Consider the following 15,632-nt stretch of genomic DNA (forward strand, 5'->3'; position numbering starts at 1 on the left):
GCCGCAAGCGCATTGACCGAAACCCTATTTCTGCACCTCTCTGTGGAAATGGTGTGCCGTTTTTAGGACACAACCGCCCCGACGAAAGAAGGGCTTCTCCAACACCGCATGATTGTGTCGAATCCACACGCTGGATAGATCAGCCTTGGCAGCGGCCTAGGAATCAATCTCAGCCGCCAGTATGGTGCGCCGCACTAACGGCACGGAGACGTATCATGTTCCGCAGCCGTCGCGAGCAAGGGTAAACAAGATGTCCGATCACGTCGTTCCGCACTTTCACAATGACGCCGGCGTTCCGATCATCGAGATCGGATCGAAGGAGTTCATGTGCGTGGGTGCCAACCCGCCGTTCGATCATCCGCACGTCTTCCTCGACCTCGGCAACGACAACGAGATCATCTGCCCGTATTGCTCGACGCTGTATCGCTTCGCCGCCGACCTCGGCGCGGGCGAGGCCCGGCCGCCGGAATGCGTCCTGAAAGACAAAGTCACCTGATCCCGGTTCGTGGCGCCGTCGCGCACCATCGCCGTTGCCGGTGCCGGCATCGGCGGGCTGACCGCTGCGCTGGCGATTGCCGCGCGCGGGTTTCGCGTTGTCGTCCTCGAAAAGGCTGAACGGCTGCAGGAGGTCGGTGCCGGGCTGCAGCTCTCGCCCAATGCCAGCCGGGTGCTGATCGGCCTCGGCCTGCAGTCCCGTCTCGCCCCCGATGTCATCGCACCAAACGCCGTCAGCATCATGAGCGCGCGCAGCGGCGGCGAAGTGATCTCGGCTGCCGCTCGGCGAGGCCGCCGCGTCGCGCTCCGGCGGCCCCTATTGGGTGATGCACCGCGCCCACCTGCAATCGGCGCTGCTCGGGGCCGTTACCGACCATCCCGCCATCGAATTGCGGCTGGGGAGGTCGCTGGACGCGTTCGGCGTCGATACCGGCGGCGTCGTGCTCGGCGAGTATGGGCCGGCACTGGCGCTCGTCGGCGCCGACGGCGTCTGGTCGGCGGTGCGGCAGCAGTTGTTTCCCGGGATCCAGGCGCGGTTCTCCGGCCTGATCGCCTGGCGCGCCACCATCGATGCCGACCGGTTGACGCCCGAACGCGCGCCGCACCGCGTGCAGCTGTGGATGGGGCCGAATGCCCATCTGGTGAGCTATCCCATGGCCGGCGGACGGCAAATCAATGTGGTGGCGATCATGCCCGGGCCATGGAACGGGCCGGGCTGGAACGAGATCGGCGAGGCCGCCGAGATCAAGACTCACTTCGCCGCGATGGGCTGGCCTGACCGGCCGAGGATGATGCTCGACGCCGCGGAAGGCTGGCGGCGCTGGCCGCTGTGCACATTGCCCGACGGCGGCGCCTGGAACCAGGGCCCGGTGGCGCTGCTCGGCGACGCCGCCCACGCCATGCTGCCGTTCGCAGCCCAGGGTGCCGGCATGGCGATCGAAGATGCCGCAGTGCTGGCGCAATGCCTTAGCGAGACCATGGCGGGCTCCACCGATGTGGCGACGGCGCTGCAGCGCTACGCCGCCCTGCGCCGCGATCGCGTCAGCCGGGTCCAGCGCACGGCGCGCCAGTCCGGCCGAATCTATCATTTGCGCGGACCGATGGCCCTGGCCCGCGATCTGGCGATGCAGGCGATGGGCGCGGCACGGCTGCAAGCAAGGCAGGACTGGATCTACGACTGGCGGATGTGAGCGATGGTGGCCGGGAGCCGGCTCAGCGCTTGCGGGCGGAATGGGCCGGTGCGGCTGGCGGCGGCGCGGCCGGGACCGTCGCCACGCATTTATTGCGCAGCCAGGTCTCCTCGGCCAGCTTCGAAGAGGCTCGCGCCGAGATGTACTCGTTGCCGTAGGCCACCTGGCTGACCACCGCTCCCCCGGTCCCGGTCTCGGCCTTGTCGATCAGGCCCTGAAGTTCGGCGGTGCGCGCGGCCTGCGCCTTGCGCTCGGCCTCGAGCTGCTTGCAGTCGAACTGTTCGTATTTGGCGGGGTCGACGAACGCCGCCGAGGCAAAACTGTCGCCGACAGCGGCGCAGCCGCCCAGCCCCGTCGCCAGCGCAAGCAGCGCCAGCGCCGCCGCGGCGCGGGTCAGGTGTGGGGACGGAAAAGCGCGATCGATCATGGGACTTGCTACACCGGACACTGTTGACGTTGCGTAAACCATCGCCGGGTGACCGGATTGAGGCCGGATCGGCGCGATCGCCGACAGGTCACCGGCCGCCCGATTGGCCATCGGCTTTGCTTTGCGGCCCGGCCTCCCTTATGAGGGGGCGCGCCTTGTCGGCGGGCTGCATGCCAGTTCGCCCCAACGCGCGATAGACCTGATCGGACGATCAATGCGGACGTGGCGGAACTGGTAGACGCAAGGGACTTAAAATCCCTCGATGGCAACGTCGTGCGGGTTCGATTCCCGCCGTCCGCACCAACGCCAGGCGCGCCGTGGCCGATCAAGGGCGGCCGCAGGCAGGTCGTTCAAACTCTCTGAATCTCGCCCTTGAACAGCGCCAGCGGAACAACCTTGGCGCGCAGCGCTTTCGCCTGCATCTTGCAGACGCACAAAGGCTCGCCCTTCACCTTGGTGCAGCGGCAGGTGGTGCCATAGGCGAAGTCCACCAATGCCACGATGTCCTTGGCGGCGATCGCCTGCTCCACGCGTTCGTCGTAGGTCATGCAAATCCACCTTCGCTGAAAGAGCTTGTACGTGGCGCCACCGCTGGCTGCGCCGTGCCGGCCACACTGCGAGATACGGGTCCGGCCAGTGAACCGTTTCAGCGTTGCTATACGCGACGCAGCACCACGGCAAGAGACCTGCCCTGCCCACGCCGTACCGCAGCGCCAAACGCATCGCGCCGGCCCGATCGCTCGGGCCGGCGCGAATATCGGGTGAACCTGGCCGCCGTGGCGGCGCCGGTTACTCCTTCTTGTCGATGTTCCAGAACACCGGCGTTGCCGCGCCGGGCAGCACGCCGGTCAGCGAAGTCCGCCACACGCTGGGGACCGTGTATTCGCCGAGCGGCAAATAGGCGACCTCTTCGTAGGCACGCGCCTGAACTTCCGCAGCGATCTTCTTCTGCTCGTCGGGCGAGGTCGACCGCGCGAACTTGTCGCGCAGCTCTTCGATCTTGGCGTCATCGAACCAGCCAAACCAGCCGCCCTTGGTGCCCCGGCCCGAGATCGACACGTTGGAGACCGGGTTCAGGATGTCGGCGCCGACCCAGTTGGTGAAGAACATGTTCCAGCCACCTTCCTTGACCGGCTTCTGGCTGGCGCGGCGGGTGACCACGGTCTGCCAGTCGGTTGCCTGGACCTCGACCTTGAAGCCGGCCTCGCGCAGCAGCTGCGCCGCCACGATCGGCTGTGCCTTCAGCGTCAGAACGTCGGTCGGCGCCATGATCACGACGGGAGTGCCGTCATAACCGGATTCCGCCAGCGCCTTCTTGGCCTCAGCCATGCCGCTGCCCTTGACCAGCGTGTCGCCACCGGCCTCGGAGGAGAACGGCGTGCCGCAGGCGAAAATCGAACCGCAGGTCTTGAAGTAGTTGGGATCGCCGACCAGCGCGTCGAGTACCGGCTTCTGGCTCATGGCCAGAAAGGCGGCGCGACGAACCTTGACGTTGTCGAACGGAGGATGAAGGAAATTCATCCGGCCGAGCGTCTGGTAGCCAAGCTTGTTGAGGACCTCCATCTTGAGCTCCTTGTCGGCGGCCAGCACCGGAACGATATCGAACGACGGATTTTCCAGGAAATCGATGTCGCCGGACTGCAGCGCGTTCACCGCGGTCTGCGCGTCGGGCATGGTGATCCATTCGACGCGATCGACCTTGACGACCTTGCCGCCGGCCGCCCGGCTGGCGGGCTCGGAGCGCGGCACGTAGTCCTTGTTCTTCTCGTAGACCGCCTTCACGCCGGGCTGGAATTCGGCCTGCACGAACTTGAACGGGCCGGAGCCGATCTGCTCCGGGATCGCCTTGCCCGCGGGCGTTTCCGCCAAACGCTTCGGCATCATGAACGGCACCAGCGACGACGGCTTCGCGATCGAATCCAGCACCAGGCCGTAGGGCTCCTTCAGCGTCAACACGATGGTCTTGGCATCGGGCGCCTCGAGGCTCTTGGTGAAGTCCATGAGCTTCTGGCCCATGCCGTCGTTGCGGCCCCAACGCTGCAGCGACGCCACGCAGTCTTCGGCGGTGACGGGCTTGCCGTCATGCCATTTCAGGCCATCGCGCAGCGTGAAGGTGTAGACCAGCTTGTCATCGGAAACCTTGAAGCTCGCCATCTGCGGCTGAACCTTGAAGTTCGCGTCCATCGCCAGCAAGGTATCGTAAACCATATAGCCATGATCGCGCGTGATGTACGCAGTGGTCAGGCCGGGATCGATGACGCGCAGATCCGAATGCATCACCGCGGTGAGGGTCTTGGCATCTGCGAACGACGGCAACGCCAGCGTCACTGCAACCGCGAGGCTTGGCAGAATCATTTTCGAGTACGTCGCGGATTGCCGCCAACGTGAAATGAAGGACATGGATCTCTCCTGACTGGAATCTGATCATCGATGGATGATTCATTATGCAACGCGATAGTTTATTAGGCGGCATCAAAACGCTGCATGTTTGAGGCATCAAAGAGTTGCATCAAGCGCCTTGCGCGTCAATCGGGTTTTGCTTTCGTCAACGTTCTGCAGGCTGCAACGCCCGCGCATTTGCCAATCCGGATTCACTACTGATAAGTGGCGGCGAAAGCCGCGCGAGGTCCGCGACACCAAGCGCGCCTGACGCCGACGACACGCGTTCGAACCACGAGGAACACCGCGATGAATCCCGCCAACCTTCCATTCGATACCGACGAAATGCTCCAGGGCCTGCGTGGCTGGGTCGAATGCGAAAGTCCAACTTGGGACGCCAACGCCGTCAACGGCATGCTCGATCTCGCCGCGCGCGACATGGCGATCATGGGTGCGACCATCGAACGCATCGCAGGACGCCAGGGCTTCGGCGGCTGCATCCGCGCGCGCTTCCCGCATCCGAAATTCGGCGAGCCCGGTATCCTGATCGCCGGCCACATGGACACCGTGCATCCGGTCGGGACCATCGACACGCTCAAGTGGCGCGTCGAGGGCAACAAGTGTTTCGGGCCCGCAATCTGCGACATGAAGGGCGGCAATTACCTGTCGCTGGAAGCGATCCGACAGCCGGCGCGCGCTTCGTTCACCACGCCGCTGCCGATCACCGTGCTGTTCACGCCGGACGAGGAAGTCGGCACGCCGTCGACCCGGGATATCATCGAGGCGGAGGCGGCGCGCAACAAGTACGTGCTGGTGCCCGAACCCGGCCGCCCCAACGGCGGCGTCGTCACCGGCCGCTATGCCATCGCACGCTTCAATCTCGAGACCATCGGCAAGCCGAGCCACTCCGGCGCGACGCTCTCGTCGGGCCGCTCCGCGATTCGCGAAATGGCGCGCCGGATCATCGCCATCGACGAGATGACCGGCCCGGACTGCACCTTCAGCGTCGGCATTGTGCACGGCGGCAAATGGGTCAATTGCGTTGCCTCGAACTGCACCGGCGAGGCGCTGAGCATGGCCAAGCGGCAGGCGGATCTGGACGCCGGCGTGGAGCGCATGCTGGCGCTGAACGGCACCGCTAACGACGTCACTTTCAAGGTCACCCGCGGCGTCACCCGCCCGGTATGGGAGCCCAACGCCGGGACCATGGCGCTGTACGAAAAGGCCCGGGCGATCGCCAGCGGGCTCGGCGTCGACCTCACCCACGACAGCGCTGGCGGCGGCTCCGACGGTAATTTCACCGGCGCCATGGGCATTCCCACCCTGGACGGCCTCGGCGTGGTTGGCGCGGACATGCACACACTCGGCGAGTACATCGAGATCGACAGCCTGGTAACGCGCGGTCGCCTGATGGCCGGTTTGCTGGCGACGCTGGATTGATGCACAAGGGCATTCAACGGTATCCGGCTGGCCCGGAGCGCGGGCCGACCGATCGTGACCGTGGCACGGGATTTGCTCTCACATTCACTTATGAGCGCATTGCAGCAGTGAGGACCAAGTTGAAGTTTTGCAACGCGCCTGCGACGTTCCCCGTCGATCATTGCTCTACATTTACCACGCGCCGTCTCGCGCGATAGGATCGTCACTATGTTCGGATATCTCATACGGCGAATTCTCGCTGCCATCCCCGTCATGGGCGTGGTGGCGCTGTTCGTCTTCCTGCTGCTGCGGCTGACGCCGGGCGACCCAGCCGCGATTCTTGCGGGCGACAATGCCTCGCCGGAACAACTCGAACGTATCCGCACCCAGCTCGGTCTCAACGAGCCGCTCTACACGCAGTTCTTTTCCTGGATCGGCCGGCTGCTGCATGGCGATCTCGGCACCTCGTTGATCTCCGGCGTGCCGGTGCTGAAGATGATCGGCCAGCGCATCGAGCCTTCGCTCAGCGTCGCACTCAGCGTGATGCTCGTGTCAATTCTGGTCGCGGTACCGCTCGGCGTCATCGCTGCCTGGAAACACGGCACCTGGATCGACCGCTTCGTCATGGCGCTGTCGGTGATCGGCTTTTCGGTGCCGGTGTTTGTGATCGGCTATGTGCTGATCCAGATCTTCGCGATCGAGCTGCGCTGGGTGCCGGTGCAGGGCTTCCGCAGCATCTTCAAGGGATTCGGGCCGTTCTTCGAACGCATCATCCTGCCGGCCGTCGCGCTGTCGTTCATCTATGTGGCGCTGATTGCGCGCATGACGCGCGCAGCCATGCTCGACGTACTCGGCGAGGACTATGTCCGCACTGCCCGCGCCAAGGGCACCAACGAAAGCGGCGTGCTGCTGCGCCATGCCCTGCGCAACGCGGCAGTGCCGGTAATCACCGTGATCGGCACCGGCTTCGCCCTACTGATCTCCGGTGTCGTGGTCACCGAAAGCGTGTTCAATCTGCCAGGCGTCGGGCGCTTGACGGTCGACGCCGTGCTGGCACGGGACTTTCCGGTGATCCAGGCCATGATCCTGCTGACGTCAGGCGTCTACGTGCTCGTCAATTTGCTGATCGATCTTGCCTACTCGCTTCTCGACCCAAGAATTCGTTACTAGGAATCCGTATCTGATGGCGATCGACACCCTTCCCAACGCTGCCCTGCCCTCGCGCAGCGGGCCATCCTTCGGCTTTCTCACGGCAACGCCGATCATCGCGGTGGCGACGGTGTGCCTTGTCCTGGTCATCCTCTCGGCGATCTTTGCGCCGTGGCTGACGACGCACGATCCGCAACTTCTGCTTCCGGCCATGCGGCTGAAGCCGGCGAGCGCCGAATATCTGCTCGGCACCGACGCCTATGGCCGCGACGTGCTGGCGCGCATTCTTTATGGCGGCCGCATCTCGCTGCTGATCGGCCTCGGCGCCGCCGCCGTCAGCATCGCCATCGGCCTGCTGATCGGCCTGGTCGCGGGCTTCTTCAAATGGGTCGACGCGATCCTGATGCGGGTGATGGATGGGTTGATGGCAATGCCCAGCGTGCTGCTGGCCATCGCCGTGGTGTCGCTGTCCGGCGCCAGCCTGACCACGGTGTTGATCGCGATCACCATCCCGGAAATTCCCCGCGTCGCGCGACTGGTGCGCTCCGTCGTGCTGTCGGCGCGCGAAGAGCCCTATGTGGAAGCTGCGATCTCGCTCGGCACCAGCCTGCCCAAAATCATGTGGCGGCATCTGATGCCGAACACCGTGGCGCCGCTGATCGTCCAGGGCACCTACATCGCCGCCTCCGCGATCCTGACCGAGGCGATCCTGTCGTTCCTCGGCGCCGGCATCAGCCCGGAGACGCCGACCTGGGGCAATATCATGGCCGAAGGCCGCGGCTTCTTCCAGGTCAAGCCATCGCTGATCTTCTGGCCCGGCCTGCTGCTGTCGATCGCCATTCTTTCGGTCAACCTGATCGGCGACGCGGCGCGCGATGCGCTCGACCCGCGCATGAAACAGCGGGAGAGCAGCAAGTGAGCAATCCAGTGAGTGACACCGTGAACAGCAATCCGCTCGTACTGGAAATCAACAACCTCGTTGTCGGCGTCGGCAAGGACGGCGGCGGCAAGAAGATCATCGACGACATCTCGCTGCAGGTGCGCCAGGGCGAGACGCTGTGCGTGGTCGGCGAGAGCGGATCCGGCAAGTCGGTGACCTCGCTCGCCACCATGGGCCTGCTGCCAAAGGATTCGTTGAAAGCCATCGGCGGCAGCATCAAGCTGGTCGGCGAGGATACGCTGCAGGCCAGCGACCGCCGGCTGCGCCAGTTGCGCGCCACGACGATGGCGATGATCTTCCAGGAGCCGATGACGGCGCTCAATCCCGTCGTTCCCGTCGGCAAGCAGATCGACGAGGTGCTGCGCACCCACACCGATCTCGACGCCGCGGCGCGCAAGAAGCGCATCCTGGACATGATGGATCAGGTGCGCCTGCCGGACGTCAAGCGCATCTTCAATTCCTACCCCCACCGGATGTCCGGCGGGCAACGCCAGCGCATCATGATTGCCATGGCGCTGGTGCTGGAGCCGAAGCTACTGATCGCCGACGAGCCGACCACGGCGCTCGACGTCACCACGCAGAAGCAGATCCTGACGCTGATCCGCGACCTGCAAAGGGATCACGGCACCGCCGTGCTGTTCATCACCCACGACATGGGCGTGGTCGCCGAAATCGCCGACCGCGTCGCAGTCATGCGCCAGGGCCGTCTCGTCGAGACCGGCACGCTGGACGGCATCCTGCGTACCCCGACCATGGACTACACGCGAAAACTGCTGTCGGCGGTGCCGAGCCTAGTGCCGCGTGCGCCGCGCGTCGAAGTCGGGTTCAATCCGGTGGTGCTCGAGGCCAACGAACTCGGCAAGGTCTATCGCGAGCGTTCGTTCTTCGGCAAAGCGCGCGAGGTCGCCGCGGCGCAGGACGTGACGCTGACGCTGCGAAAAGGCCGCACGCTGGGCATCGTCGGCGAGAGCGGCTCCGGCAAGTCCACGGTGGCGCGCTGCATCGTCCGGCTGATCGACCCGACCTCCGGCGGCATTCGCCTCGGCGGCCGCGAGATTGCCGACCTGTCCCGCCGCCTGCTGCAGCCGCACCGCAAGAAGATCCAGATCATCTTCCAGGACCCGTATCGCTCGCTCAATCCGCGCATCACCGTCGGCGAATCCATCGCCGAAGGGCCGATCAATTTCGGCGTCTCGCACAAGGATGCCATGGCCAAAGCGCGCGAGCTGCTGGAGCTGGTCGACCTGCCCGCCGACGCCGTCTCGCGCTATCCGCACCAGTTCTCCGGCGGCCAGCGCCAGCGCATCGCCATCGCCCGCGCACTGGCGCTGGAGCCCGACGTGCTGGTGGCCGACGAGGCCTGTTCGGCACTCGACGTCTCGGTGCAGGCCCAGGTGCTGGACCTGCTCGACAGCATCCAGACCCGGCTCGGCATCTCCCTGCTGTTCATCACCCACGACCTGCGCGTCGCCGCGCAGATCTGCGACGATGTCGCGGTGATGCAGCACGGCCGTGTCGTCGAACAGGGCCCTGCCGGCGAAGTCCTCACAAATCCGCAACAGGCCTATACCCGCCAGCTGCTTGACGCGGCGCCCGGACGGGGATGGGATTTCGCCAACTTCCGGCCGGTGGCGCCGCTCGAGTCGTTGGCCGGCGCGATCTAGCCTCTCACCGTCGTTCCGGGGCGCGAGCGCAACAGCGCAAGCGAACCCGGAACCCTGATATGTGGCGATGAACATATCGGGATTCCGGGGCTGCATCAGCCGGCTGTCGCCGTCTGCTGCATCCCGGAATGACAGCTTCGTACGAAATGGACATTCATGACCCGTATCGCCGTCGGCGGCTTCCTCCACGAGACCAATACATTCGCGCCCACCAAGGCAACCTATGAGTCTTTCGTCCATGGCGGCGGCTGGCCGGCGATGACGCGCGGCGCCGAGGTGCTGAAGGTCATGCGCAACATCAATGTCGGTCTCGCCGGCTTCATCGAGGAAGCCGAAGCCAGAGGCTGGGAGCTGGTGCCGACGATCGCCTGCGCCGCCAGCCCGTCGGCGCATGTCACCGAGGATGCGTTCGAACGCATCGTCGCCGAGATGATCGCCGGCATCGCAGCCGCAATGCCGCTCGACGCGGTGTATCTCGACCTCCACGGCGCCATGGTCGCCGAGCATCTCGACGACGGCGAAGGCGAGATCGCTGCGCGCGTACGAAAGGTGATCGGTCCGGATATTCCCTTCGTCATCAGCCTCGACCTGCACGGCAACATTTCGCCGGAGCTGGTCCGAGACACCGACGCGCTGATCGCCTACCGCACCTATCCGCATATCGATATGGCCGACACCGGCCGCGCCTGCGCGCGCCATATGGAGCTGCTGCTCGCGGGCAACCGCTATGCGAAGGCGTACCGGCAGTTGCCGTTCCTGATCCCGATCAGCTGGCAGTGCACCAACGACGAACCGACCCGGAGCATCTACTTCAAGCTCGCTGCGCTGGAGGACGACCAGGTCCCGACGCTGTCGTTCTGTCCCGGCTTCCCCGCTGCTGACTTTCCGCATTGCGGTCCCAGCGTGTTCACCTATGGCGTGACGCAGGCGGATGCCGATGCCGCAGCCGATATGGTGGTGACGATTGTCAACGGCCACGAGAACGATTTCGACGGCAGGATCTACACCCCGGACGAAGGCGTGCAATACGCCATGGAGCTGGCGAAGAGCGCCACCAGGCCGATCGTGATCGCCGATACCCAGGACAATCCCGGTGCCGGCGGCGATTCCGACACCACCGGCATGCTCGCCGCGCTGGTTCGCAACCGCGCCACCAAGGCCGCGATCGGCGTGATCTACGATCCGGCCGCGGCTGCCGCCGCACACGCCGCCGGCGAAGGCGCCACCGTGACGCTGTCGCTCGGCGGCAAGTCGGGCATCCCCGGCGACGCGCCGTATGAAGCAAGCTTCATCGTCGAGAAATTGTCGGACGGAAAATTCGTCGCCCCGGGCCCTTACTATGGCGGTCGCGACATGGATATGGGCCTGTCGGCCTGTCTGCGCATCGACGACGTCCGCGTGGTCATCTCCTCGCACAAGGCGCAGCTCGCCGATCAGGCGATGTATCGCTTCGTCGGCATCGAGCCGACCACGGAATCGATTCTGGTCAACAAGAGCTCGGTGCACTTCCGCGCCGATTTCGAACCCATCGCCGGCGCGCTGCTGATCTGCGCCGCGCCCGGCGCCATGCCGGCCGACACCTCGACCCTGCCATGGACGCGGTTGCGTCCCGGCATTCGCCTGAAGCCGAACGGCGAGCCCTTCACACCCGACACCGCATCGCCCTCCCTCGCGCCTGCAAACGGATAACGCCCATGCCCACCATCGACCGCATCGAAGCCTTCGCCGACGAACTCACCGCGATCCGTCGCGATTTCCACGCCCATCCGGAAATCGGCTTCGAGGAAGTCCGCACCTCCGGCATCGTCGCCGAGAAACTGGCGAGCTGGGGCATCGTGGTGCATCGCGGCCTTGGCGGCACCGGCGTGGTCGGCGTGCTCAAGGGCAAGGGGACCGGCGGCAAGCGCGTCGGGCTGCGCGCCGACATGGATGCGCTGCCGATGGAGGAGAACACCAACCTGAAATGGCGCTCCACCATTCCCGGCCGCTTCCACGGCTGCGGCCATGACGGCCACACCACTATGCTGCTCGGTACCGCGCGCTATCTCGCCGAGACCCGCAATTTCGACGGCACCGTGCACTTCATCTTCCAGCCCGCCGAGGAAGGCCTCGGCGGCGCCCGGGCCATGATCAAGGACGGACTGTTCTCCAAATTTCCCTGCGACGAGATCTACGGCCTGCACAACGCGCCGAACCTGAACCACGGCGAGATTGCGATCTTCCCGGGGCCGGCCATGGCCGCCGCCGATTTCTTCGACATCGTCATCACCGGCTACGGCGGTCATGGCGCAAGGCCGGAGAAGTCCAAGGATCCCGTGGTCATCGCCATGACGCTGGGTCAGGCGCTGCAGACCATCGTCAGCCGTAACGTCAACCCGCTGAAGTCCGCGGTGCTGTCGATCACCCAGATTCACTCCGGCTCGGCCTACAACGTGATCCCCGGCGATGCCAGGCTGTGCGGTACCATCCGCACTTTCGACGAAAAGGTCCGCCTGATGGTCCGCGAGCGCATGCACGCGCTGGCCGCCGGCATGGCCATCGCCTTCGATGTCGAGATCAACGTCGACATCCGCGACGGTTTCAGCGTGCTGATCAACCAGGAAGAACAGTCGAAGGCCATCGAGGAGGTCGCGCGCACCGTGGTCGGCGACGACAACGTGTTCACCGATGTGAAGCCGTTGATGGGCAGCGAGGACTTCGCCGACATGCTGCACGCCGTCCCGGGCGCCTATTTCTGGGTCGGCCATGACGGCGATGTGCCGGTGCATAACCCCGGCTACGTGCTCGACGACAAGATTCTGCCGATCGGCGCCAGCATGTTCGCCCGCATCGTCGAGACGCGCATGCCGGTCGCCCATGTCTGACGGCATCGCAAAGCCGGCGACGGCGCTGCACGATCTCAGCGCCGTCGAGTTGATCGCGGGCTACGCGGCGAAAGCCTTCTCGCCGAGCGAAGTGCTCGACGACGTATTCGCCCATATCGCCCGCTGGGAACCGCACATCAAGGCGCTCTACGCCTTCGATCCCGATGGTGCCCATGCCGTGGCCCGCGCGTCGACCCTGCGCTGGCAGCGCGGCGAGCCCATGGGACCGCTGGACGGCGTGCCGGCGACCGTGAAGGAAAACATCGCCACCCGGGGCACGCCGGTGCCGCTCGGCACCGCCGCAACCACGCTGGTGCCGGCGGCGACCGACGCGCCACCCGCCGCGCGGCTGCGCGAGGCCGGTGCGGTGATCTTCTCCAAGACCACGATGCCGGACTTCGGCATGCTGTCGTCCGGCGCCTCGTCGTTCCATCCGCTGACGCGCAATCCCTGGGATCTCACCCAAAATCCCGGCGGCTCCAGCGCCGGCGCCGGCGCCGCAGCCGCCGCGGGCTACGGACCGCTGCATGTCGGCACGGACATCGGCGGCTCCGTCCGTTTGCCCGCGGCGTGGTGCGGTCTTGTCACGCTCAAGCCCAGCCTCGGCCGGATTCCGATCGACCCGTTCTATGTCGGCCGCTGCGCCGGACCGATGACCCGCACCGTCGACGACACCGCGCTGATGATGAGTGTGCTGTCATTGCCCGACGACCGCGACGGCATGAACCTACCGCCGGCGACCATCGACTGGAGCGATCTCAAGGTTTCCCTCAAAGGCGTGCGCATCGGGCTGATGCTCGATCTCGGCTTCGGCCTGCCGCTGGACACGGAAGTCCGTGACGTCGCCATCGCCACCGCAAAGGCGTTCGAAGCAGCCGGCGCAATCATCACCGAAGTGCCGTCGGTGATGACCGGCGAACACCTGATCGGCCTCGACGCGTTCTGGCGTGCGCGGTCGTGGGACGACATTTCCAAACTGCCGGCGGAAACGCGCGCAAAAATCCTGCCGTTCATCTATGCATGGGCGGAAGGCGGCGCGAAGCTGTCGGGCAGCGATGTGGTGCGCGGCTTCAATGCCACCATGGCGATCCGCACCAATACGGCAAAGCTGTTCGCGGATGTGGACTATGTGATCTCGCCGACGACGCCGATCGTCAGCTATGCCGCCGAACTCGCTTCGCCCACCGACGACGTGCAGCGCCCGCTCGAACATATCGGCTTTACCGTGCCGTGGAATATGGCCGAGAATCCCGCCTCCTCCATCAACGGCGGCTTCAGCGCCAAGGGCTTCCCGATCGGCGTCCAGATCGTCGGCCGCCGCTTCGACGATCTTGGTGTGCTCAGGATGACCAAGGCTTTCGAGGATATGCGCGGCCCGCAATTGCCATGGCCGACGCCGCCGAAGTAGTTTTAGGATAGCATCGTCATTCCGGGGCGCGCGCAGCACAAGCTGCACGCGAACCCGGAATGACAAGCTGAACAAAAGCGAAAAAATCGGGAGCGAAACGCAGATGGCTTACGAGACGATTCTCTATGACGTCGCCGACCAGATCCTCACCATCACCCTGAACCGTCCCGAAAAGCTCAACGCCTACAACCCCACCATGCAGGCCGAGCTGATCGCCGCGTTCGATGCAGCGGATGCCGACGACAATGTGCGCGCCATCATCGTCACCGGCGCCGGCCGCGGCTTCTGCGCGGGCGCGGATCTGTCGTCCGGCCCCCAGACCTTCGACCGCGACTACCGACGTGGCCCAGTCAAGCGTCTTGCCGACGGCGAGGTCGACTACAGCGATCCCAACGTCCGCGATGGCGGCGGCACGGTGACCCTGCGCATCTTCAAATGCCTGAAGCCGGTGATCGCCGCCGTCAACGGCCCCGCGGTCGGCATCGGCGCCACCATGCGGCTGGCGATGGATATCCGCATCGCCTCGGAGGCCGCGCGCTTCGGCTTCGTATTCTCCCAGCGCGGCATCGTGCCGGAGGCGGCGTCGAGCTGGTTCCTGCCGCGCCTGGTCGGCATCTCACAGGCACTGGAATGGTGCTACTCCGGCCGCGTGTTTCCCGCCGAGGAAGCGCTGAAGGGCCGGTTGGTCAGCCAGGTGGTTGCGCCGGACGATCTGCTGCCGGCCGCAAGCGCATTGGCAAAAACCTTCATCGACAAGACTGCGCCGGTTTCCGTTGCACTGATCCGGCAGATGATGTGGCGCATGATGGGCGCCGACGATCCGATGGAAGCCCATAAGATCGACAGCCGCGGCATTTACGCCCGCGGTCGCTCGGAGGACGTCAAGGAAGGCGTCACGGCATTCCTCGAAAAGCGCCCGGCGGCGTTCAAGAACAAGGTCTCGACCGATATGCCCGACTACTTTCCGTGGTGGGACGAGCGGGAGTATAAGTAACACGCGGATGCATGCAGCCGACCAGAGCAACGCCGCTTCGACATCTGCCAAGGGCGGCGTCGTTCTGCTGCACGGCATCTCACGGTCGTCGCGATCGTTTCGCAAGATGCAGGCAGCCCTCCACGTCGCCGGCTTCGCCACGCTGAACCTCGCCTATGACAGCCGCCGCAAGCCGCTTGAGGCCCTCGCCGACGACATCCATCCGGCGATCACCCGCTTTGCCGGCGCGACGCCCGGGCTTCTGCACTTTGTCGGCCATTCCATGGGCGGACTGGTCGCGAGAGCCTATCTCGCCAGATATCCGGCGGCGCGCATGGGCCGTGTGGTGATGCTCGGCACGCCGAACGGCGGCAGTCAAATTGCCGATCGCCTCGGGCATCTTGCGCTCTACCGGGCCTATTTCGGGCCGGCCGGACAGCAACTGGGGACCAGACGGGACGCTGCGACGCAGGCTGTTCTTCCCCCCGCGACTTATCCGGTCGGGATCATCGCCGGGAAAAGGTCGATCGATCCAATCTCTTCGGTGTTCCTGCTGCCCGGTCCGAACGATGGACGGGTATCGGTCGAGAACACCAAGCTCGACGGCATGACCGATCACATCGTGATCGGCACGGCGCACGCATTTCTTCCAACCGATCCCCAAGCGATCGCCCTCGCCATCGCATTTCTGCGCAACGGCCGGTTTGCGTAGATGCGGGGGATA

Annotated in this window: 13 protein-coding genes, 1 tRNA gene and 1 pseudogene; 12 read left to right on the forward strand and 3 right to left on the reverse strand. The window is 65.2% G+C overall.

What is annotated here, in order from left to right; genetic code table 11:
- The first annotated feature begins 250 nt into the window (after nt 1–250).
- Complete coding sequence (locus ACUXVA_RS26075) at nt 251–496, forward strand: zinc-finger domain-containing protein (protein WP_265083014.1); 246 nt, start codon at nt 251–253, stop codon at nt 494–496.
- 9 nt (nt 497–505) lie between these two features.
- Nucleotides 506–1,685 (forward strand): annotated as a pseudogene (locus ACUXVA_RS26080) (FAD-dependent monooxygenase).
- Between the two features lie 22 nt (nt 1,686–1,707).
- Here the strand turns inward: ACUXVA_RS26080 and ACUXVA_RS26085 are convergent.
- Nucleotides 1,708–2,112: a twin-arginine translocation pathway signal gene (locus ACUXVA_RS26085; RefSeq protein ID WP_445489019.1), complete on the reverse strand. Its 405-nt coding sequence runs from the start codon at nt 2,110–2,112 to the stop codon at nt 1,708–1,710.
- Nucleotides 2,113–2,328: 216 nt separating this feature from the next.
- Here ACUXVA_RS26085 and ACUXVA_RS26090 point away from each other — a divergent pair.
- Nucleotides 2,329–2,415, forward strand: a tRNA-Leu gene (locus tag ACUXVA_RS26090).
- Between the two features lie 47 nt (nt 2,416–2,462).
- On the opposite strand, the gene ACUXVA_RS26095 is transcribed toward ACUXVA_RS26090, so the two are convergent.
- A complete protein-coding gene (locus ACUXVA_RS26095; protein WP_265083012.1) occupies nt 2,463–2,660 on the reverse strand; it encodes a hypothetical protein in 198 nt (65 codons plus the stop codon).
- Between the two features lie 241 nt (nt 2,661–2,901).
- A complete protein-coding gene (locus ACUXVA_RS26100) occupies nt 2,902–4,512 on the reverse strand; it encodes an ABC transporter substrate-binding protein (RefSeq protein WP_445489021.1) in 1,611 nt (536 codons plus the stop codon).
- Between the two features lie 288 nt (nt 4,513–4,800).
- On the opposite strand from ACUXVA_RS26100, the gene ACUXVA_RS26105 reads away from it, so the two are divergent.
- The 9 genes from ACUXVA_RS26105 (at nt 4,801) to ACUXVA_RS26145 (ending at nt 15,620) form a co-directional block, all read left to right on the forward strand.
- The gene (locus tag ACUXVA_RS26105; protein WP_445489023.1) at nt 4,801–5,931 is read left to right on the forward strand and encodes a M20/M25/M40 family metallo-hydrolase; all 1,131 of its coding nucleotides are present in this window, start codon (nt 4,801–4,803) and stop codon (nt 5,929–5,931) included.
- 207 nt (nt 5,932–6,138) lie between these two features.
- Entirely contained in the window at nt 6,139–7,080 is a 942-nt protein-coding gene (locus ACUXVA_RS26110) for an ABC transporter permease (protein ID WP_445489025.1), read from the forward strand.
- A 13-nt stretch (nt 7,081–7,093) separates the two neighbouring features.
- Nucleotides 7,094–7,978 (forward strand): ABC transporter permease, encoded by an 885-nt coding sequence (locus ACUXVA_RS26115; RefSeq protein ID WP_445489027.1) that lies wholly within the window; start codon nt 7,094–7,096, stop codon nt 7,976–7,978.
- Nucleotides 7,979–7,986: 8 nt separating this feature from the next.
- Nucleotides 7,987–9,663, forward strand: coding sequence for an ABC transporter ATP-binding protein (locus ACUXVA_RS26120; RefSeq protein ID WP_265083008.1), 1,677 nt, complete (start codon nt 7,987–7,989; stop codon nt 9,661–9,663).
- Nucleotides 9,664–9,819: 156 nt separating this feature from the next.
- Nucleotides 9,820–11,352: a M81 family metallopeptidase gene (locus ACUXVA_RS26125; RefSeq protein WP_265083007.1), complete on the forward strand. Its 1,533-nt coding sequence runs from the start codon at nt 9,820–9,822 to the stop codon at nt 11,350–11,352.
- 5 nt (nt 11,353–11,357) lie between these two features.
- Nucleotides 11,358–12,527, forward strand: coding sequence for a M20 aminoacylase family protein (locus ACUXVA_RS26130; protein WP_265083006.1), 1,170 nt, complete (start codon nt 11,358–11,360; stop codon nt 12,525–12,527).
- Nucleotides 12,520–13,935, forward strand: a complete 1,416-nt coding sequence (locus ACUXVA_RS26135) for an amidase (RefSeq protein WP_265083005.1) — start codon at nt 12,520–12,522, stop codon at nt 13,933–13,935. Before ACUXVA_RS26130 ends, ACUXVA_RS26135 begins: the two co-directional genes overlap by 8 nt.
- A 103-nt stretch (nt 13,936–14,038) precedes the next feature.
- Entirely contained in the window at nt 14,039–14,929 is an 891-nt protein-coding gene (locus tag ACUXVA_RS26140; RefSeq protein ID WP_445489030.1) for a crotonase/enoyl-CoA hydratase family protein, read from the forward strand.
- A gap of 7 nt (nt 14,930–14,936) precedes the next feature.
- Nucleotides 14,937–15,620 carry an alpha/beta fold hydrolase gene (locus ACUXVA_RS26145; RefSeq protein ID WP_445489032.1) on the forward strand — a complete coding sequence of 228 codons (684 nt, stop codon included), beginning with the start codon at nt 14,937–14,939 and terminating at the stop codon, nt 15,618–15,620.
- The last annotated feature ends 12 nt before the right edge of the window (nt 15,621–15,632 follow it).

It is taken from the genome of Rhodopseudomonas sp. RCAM05734 (assembly GCF_052658035.1).

Coding starts and splice junctions, on each gene's coding strand:
- ACUXVA_RS26105 (WP_445489023.1), top strand. CDS start 4,801: ATGAATCCCGCCAACCTTCCATTCGATACCGACGAAATGCTCCAGGGC.
- ACUXVA_RS26100 (WP_445489021.1), bottom strand. CDS start 4,512: ATGTCCTTCATTTCACGTTGGCGGCAATCCGCGACGTACTCGAAAATG.
- ACUXVA_RS26115 (WP_445489027.1), top strand. CDS start 7,094: ATGGCGATCGACACCCTTCCCAACGCTGCCCTGCCCTCGCGCAGCGGG.
- ACUXVA_RS26095 (WP_265083012.1), bottom strand. CDS start 2,660: ATGACCTACGACGAACGCGTGGAGCAGGCGATCGCCGCCAAGGACATC.
- ACUXVA_RS26075 (WP_265083014.1), top strand. CDS start 251: ATGTCCGATCACGTCGTTCCGCACTTTCACAATGACGCCGGCGTTCCG.
- ACUXVA_RS26125 (WP_265083007.1), top strand. CDS start 9,820: ATGACCCGTATCGCCGTCGGCGGCTTCCTCCACGAGACCAATACATTC.
- ACUXVA_RS26085 (WP_445489019.1), bottom strand. CDS start 2,112: ATGATCGATCGCGCTTTTCCGTCCCCACACCTGACCCGCGCCGCGGCG.
- ACUXVA_RS26145 (WP_445489032.1), top strand. CDS start 14,937: ATGCATGCAGCCGACCAGAGCAACGCCGCTTCGACATCTGCCAAGGGC.
- ACUXVA_RS26135 (WP_265083005.1), top strand. CDS start 12,520: ATGTCTGACGGCATCGCAAAGCCGGCGACGGCGCTGCACGATCTCAGC.
- ACUXVA_RS26130 (WP_265083006.1), top strand. CDS start 11,358: ATGCCCACCATCGACCGCATCGAAGCCTTCGCCGACGAACTCACCGCG.
- ACUXVA_RS26140 (WP_445489030.1), top strand. CDS start 14,039: ATGGCTTACGAGACGATTCTCTATGACGTCGCCGACCAGATCCTCACC.
- ACUXVA_RS26110 (WP_445489025.1), top strand. CDS start 6,139: ATGTTCGGATATCTCATACGGCGAATTCTCGCTGCCATCCCCGTCATG.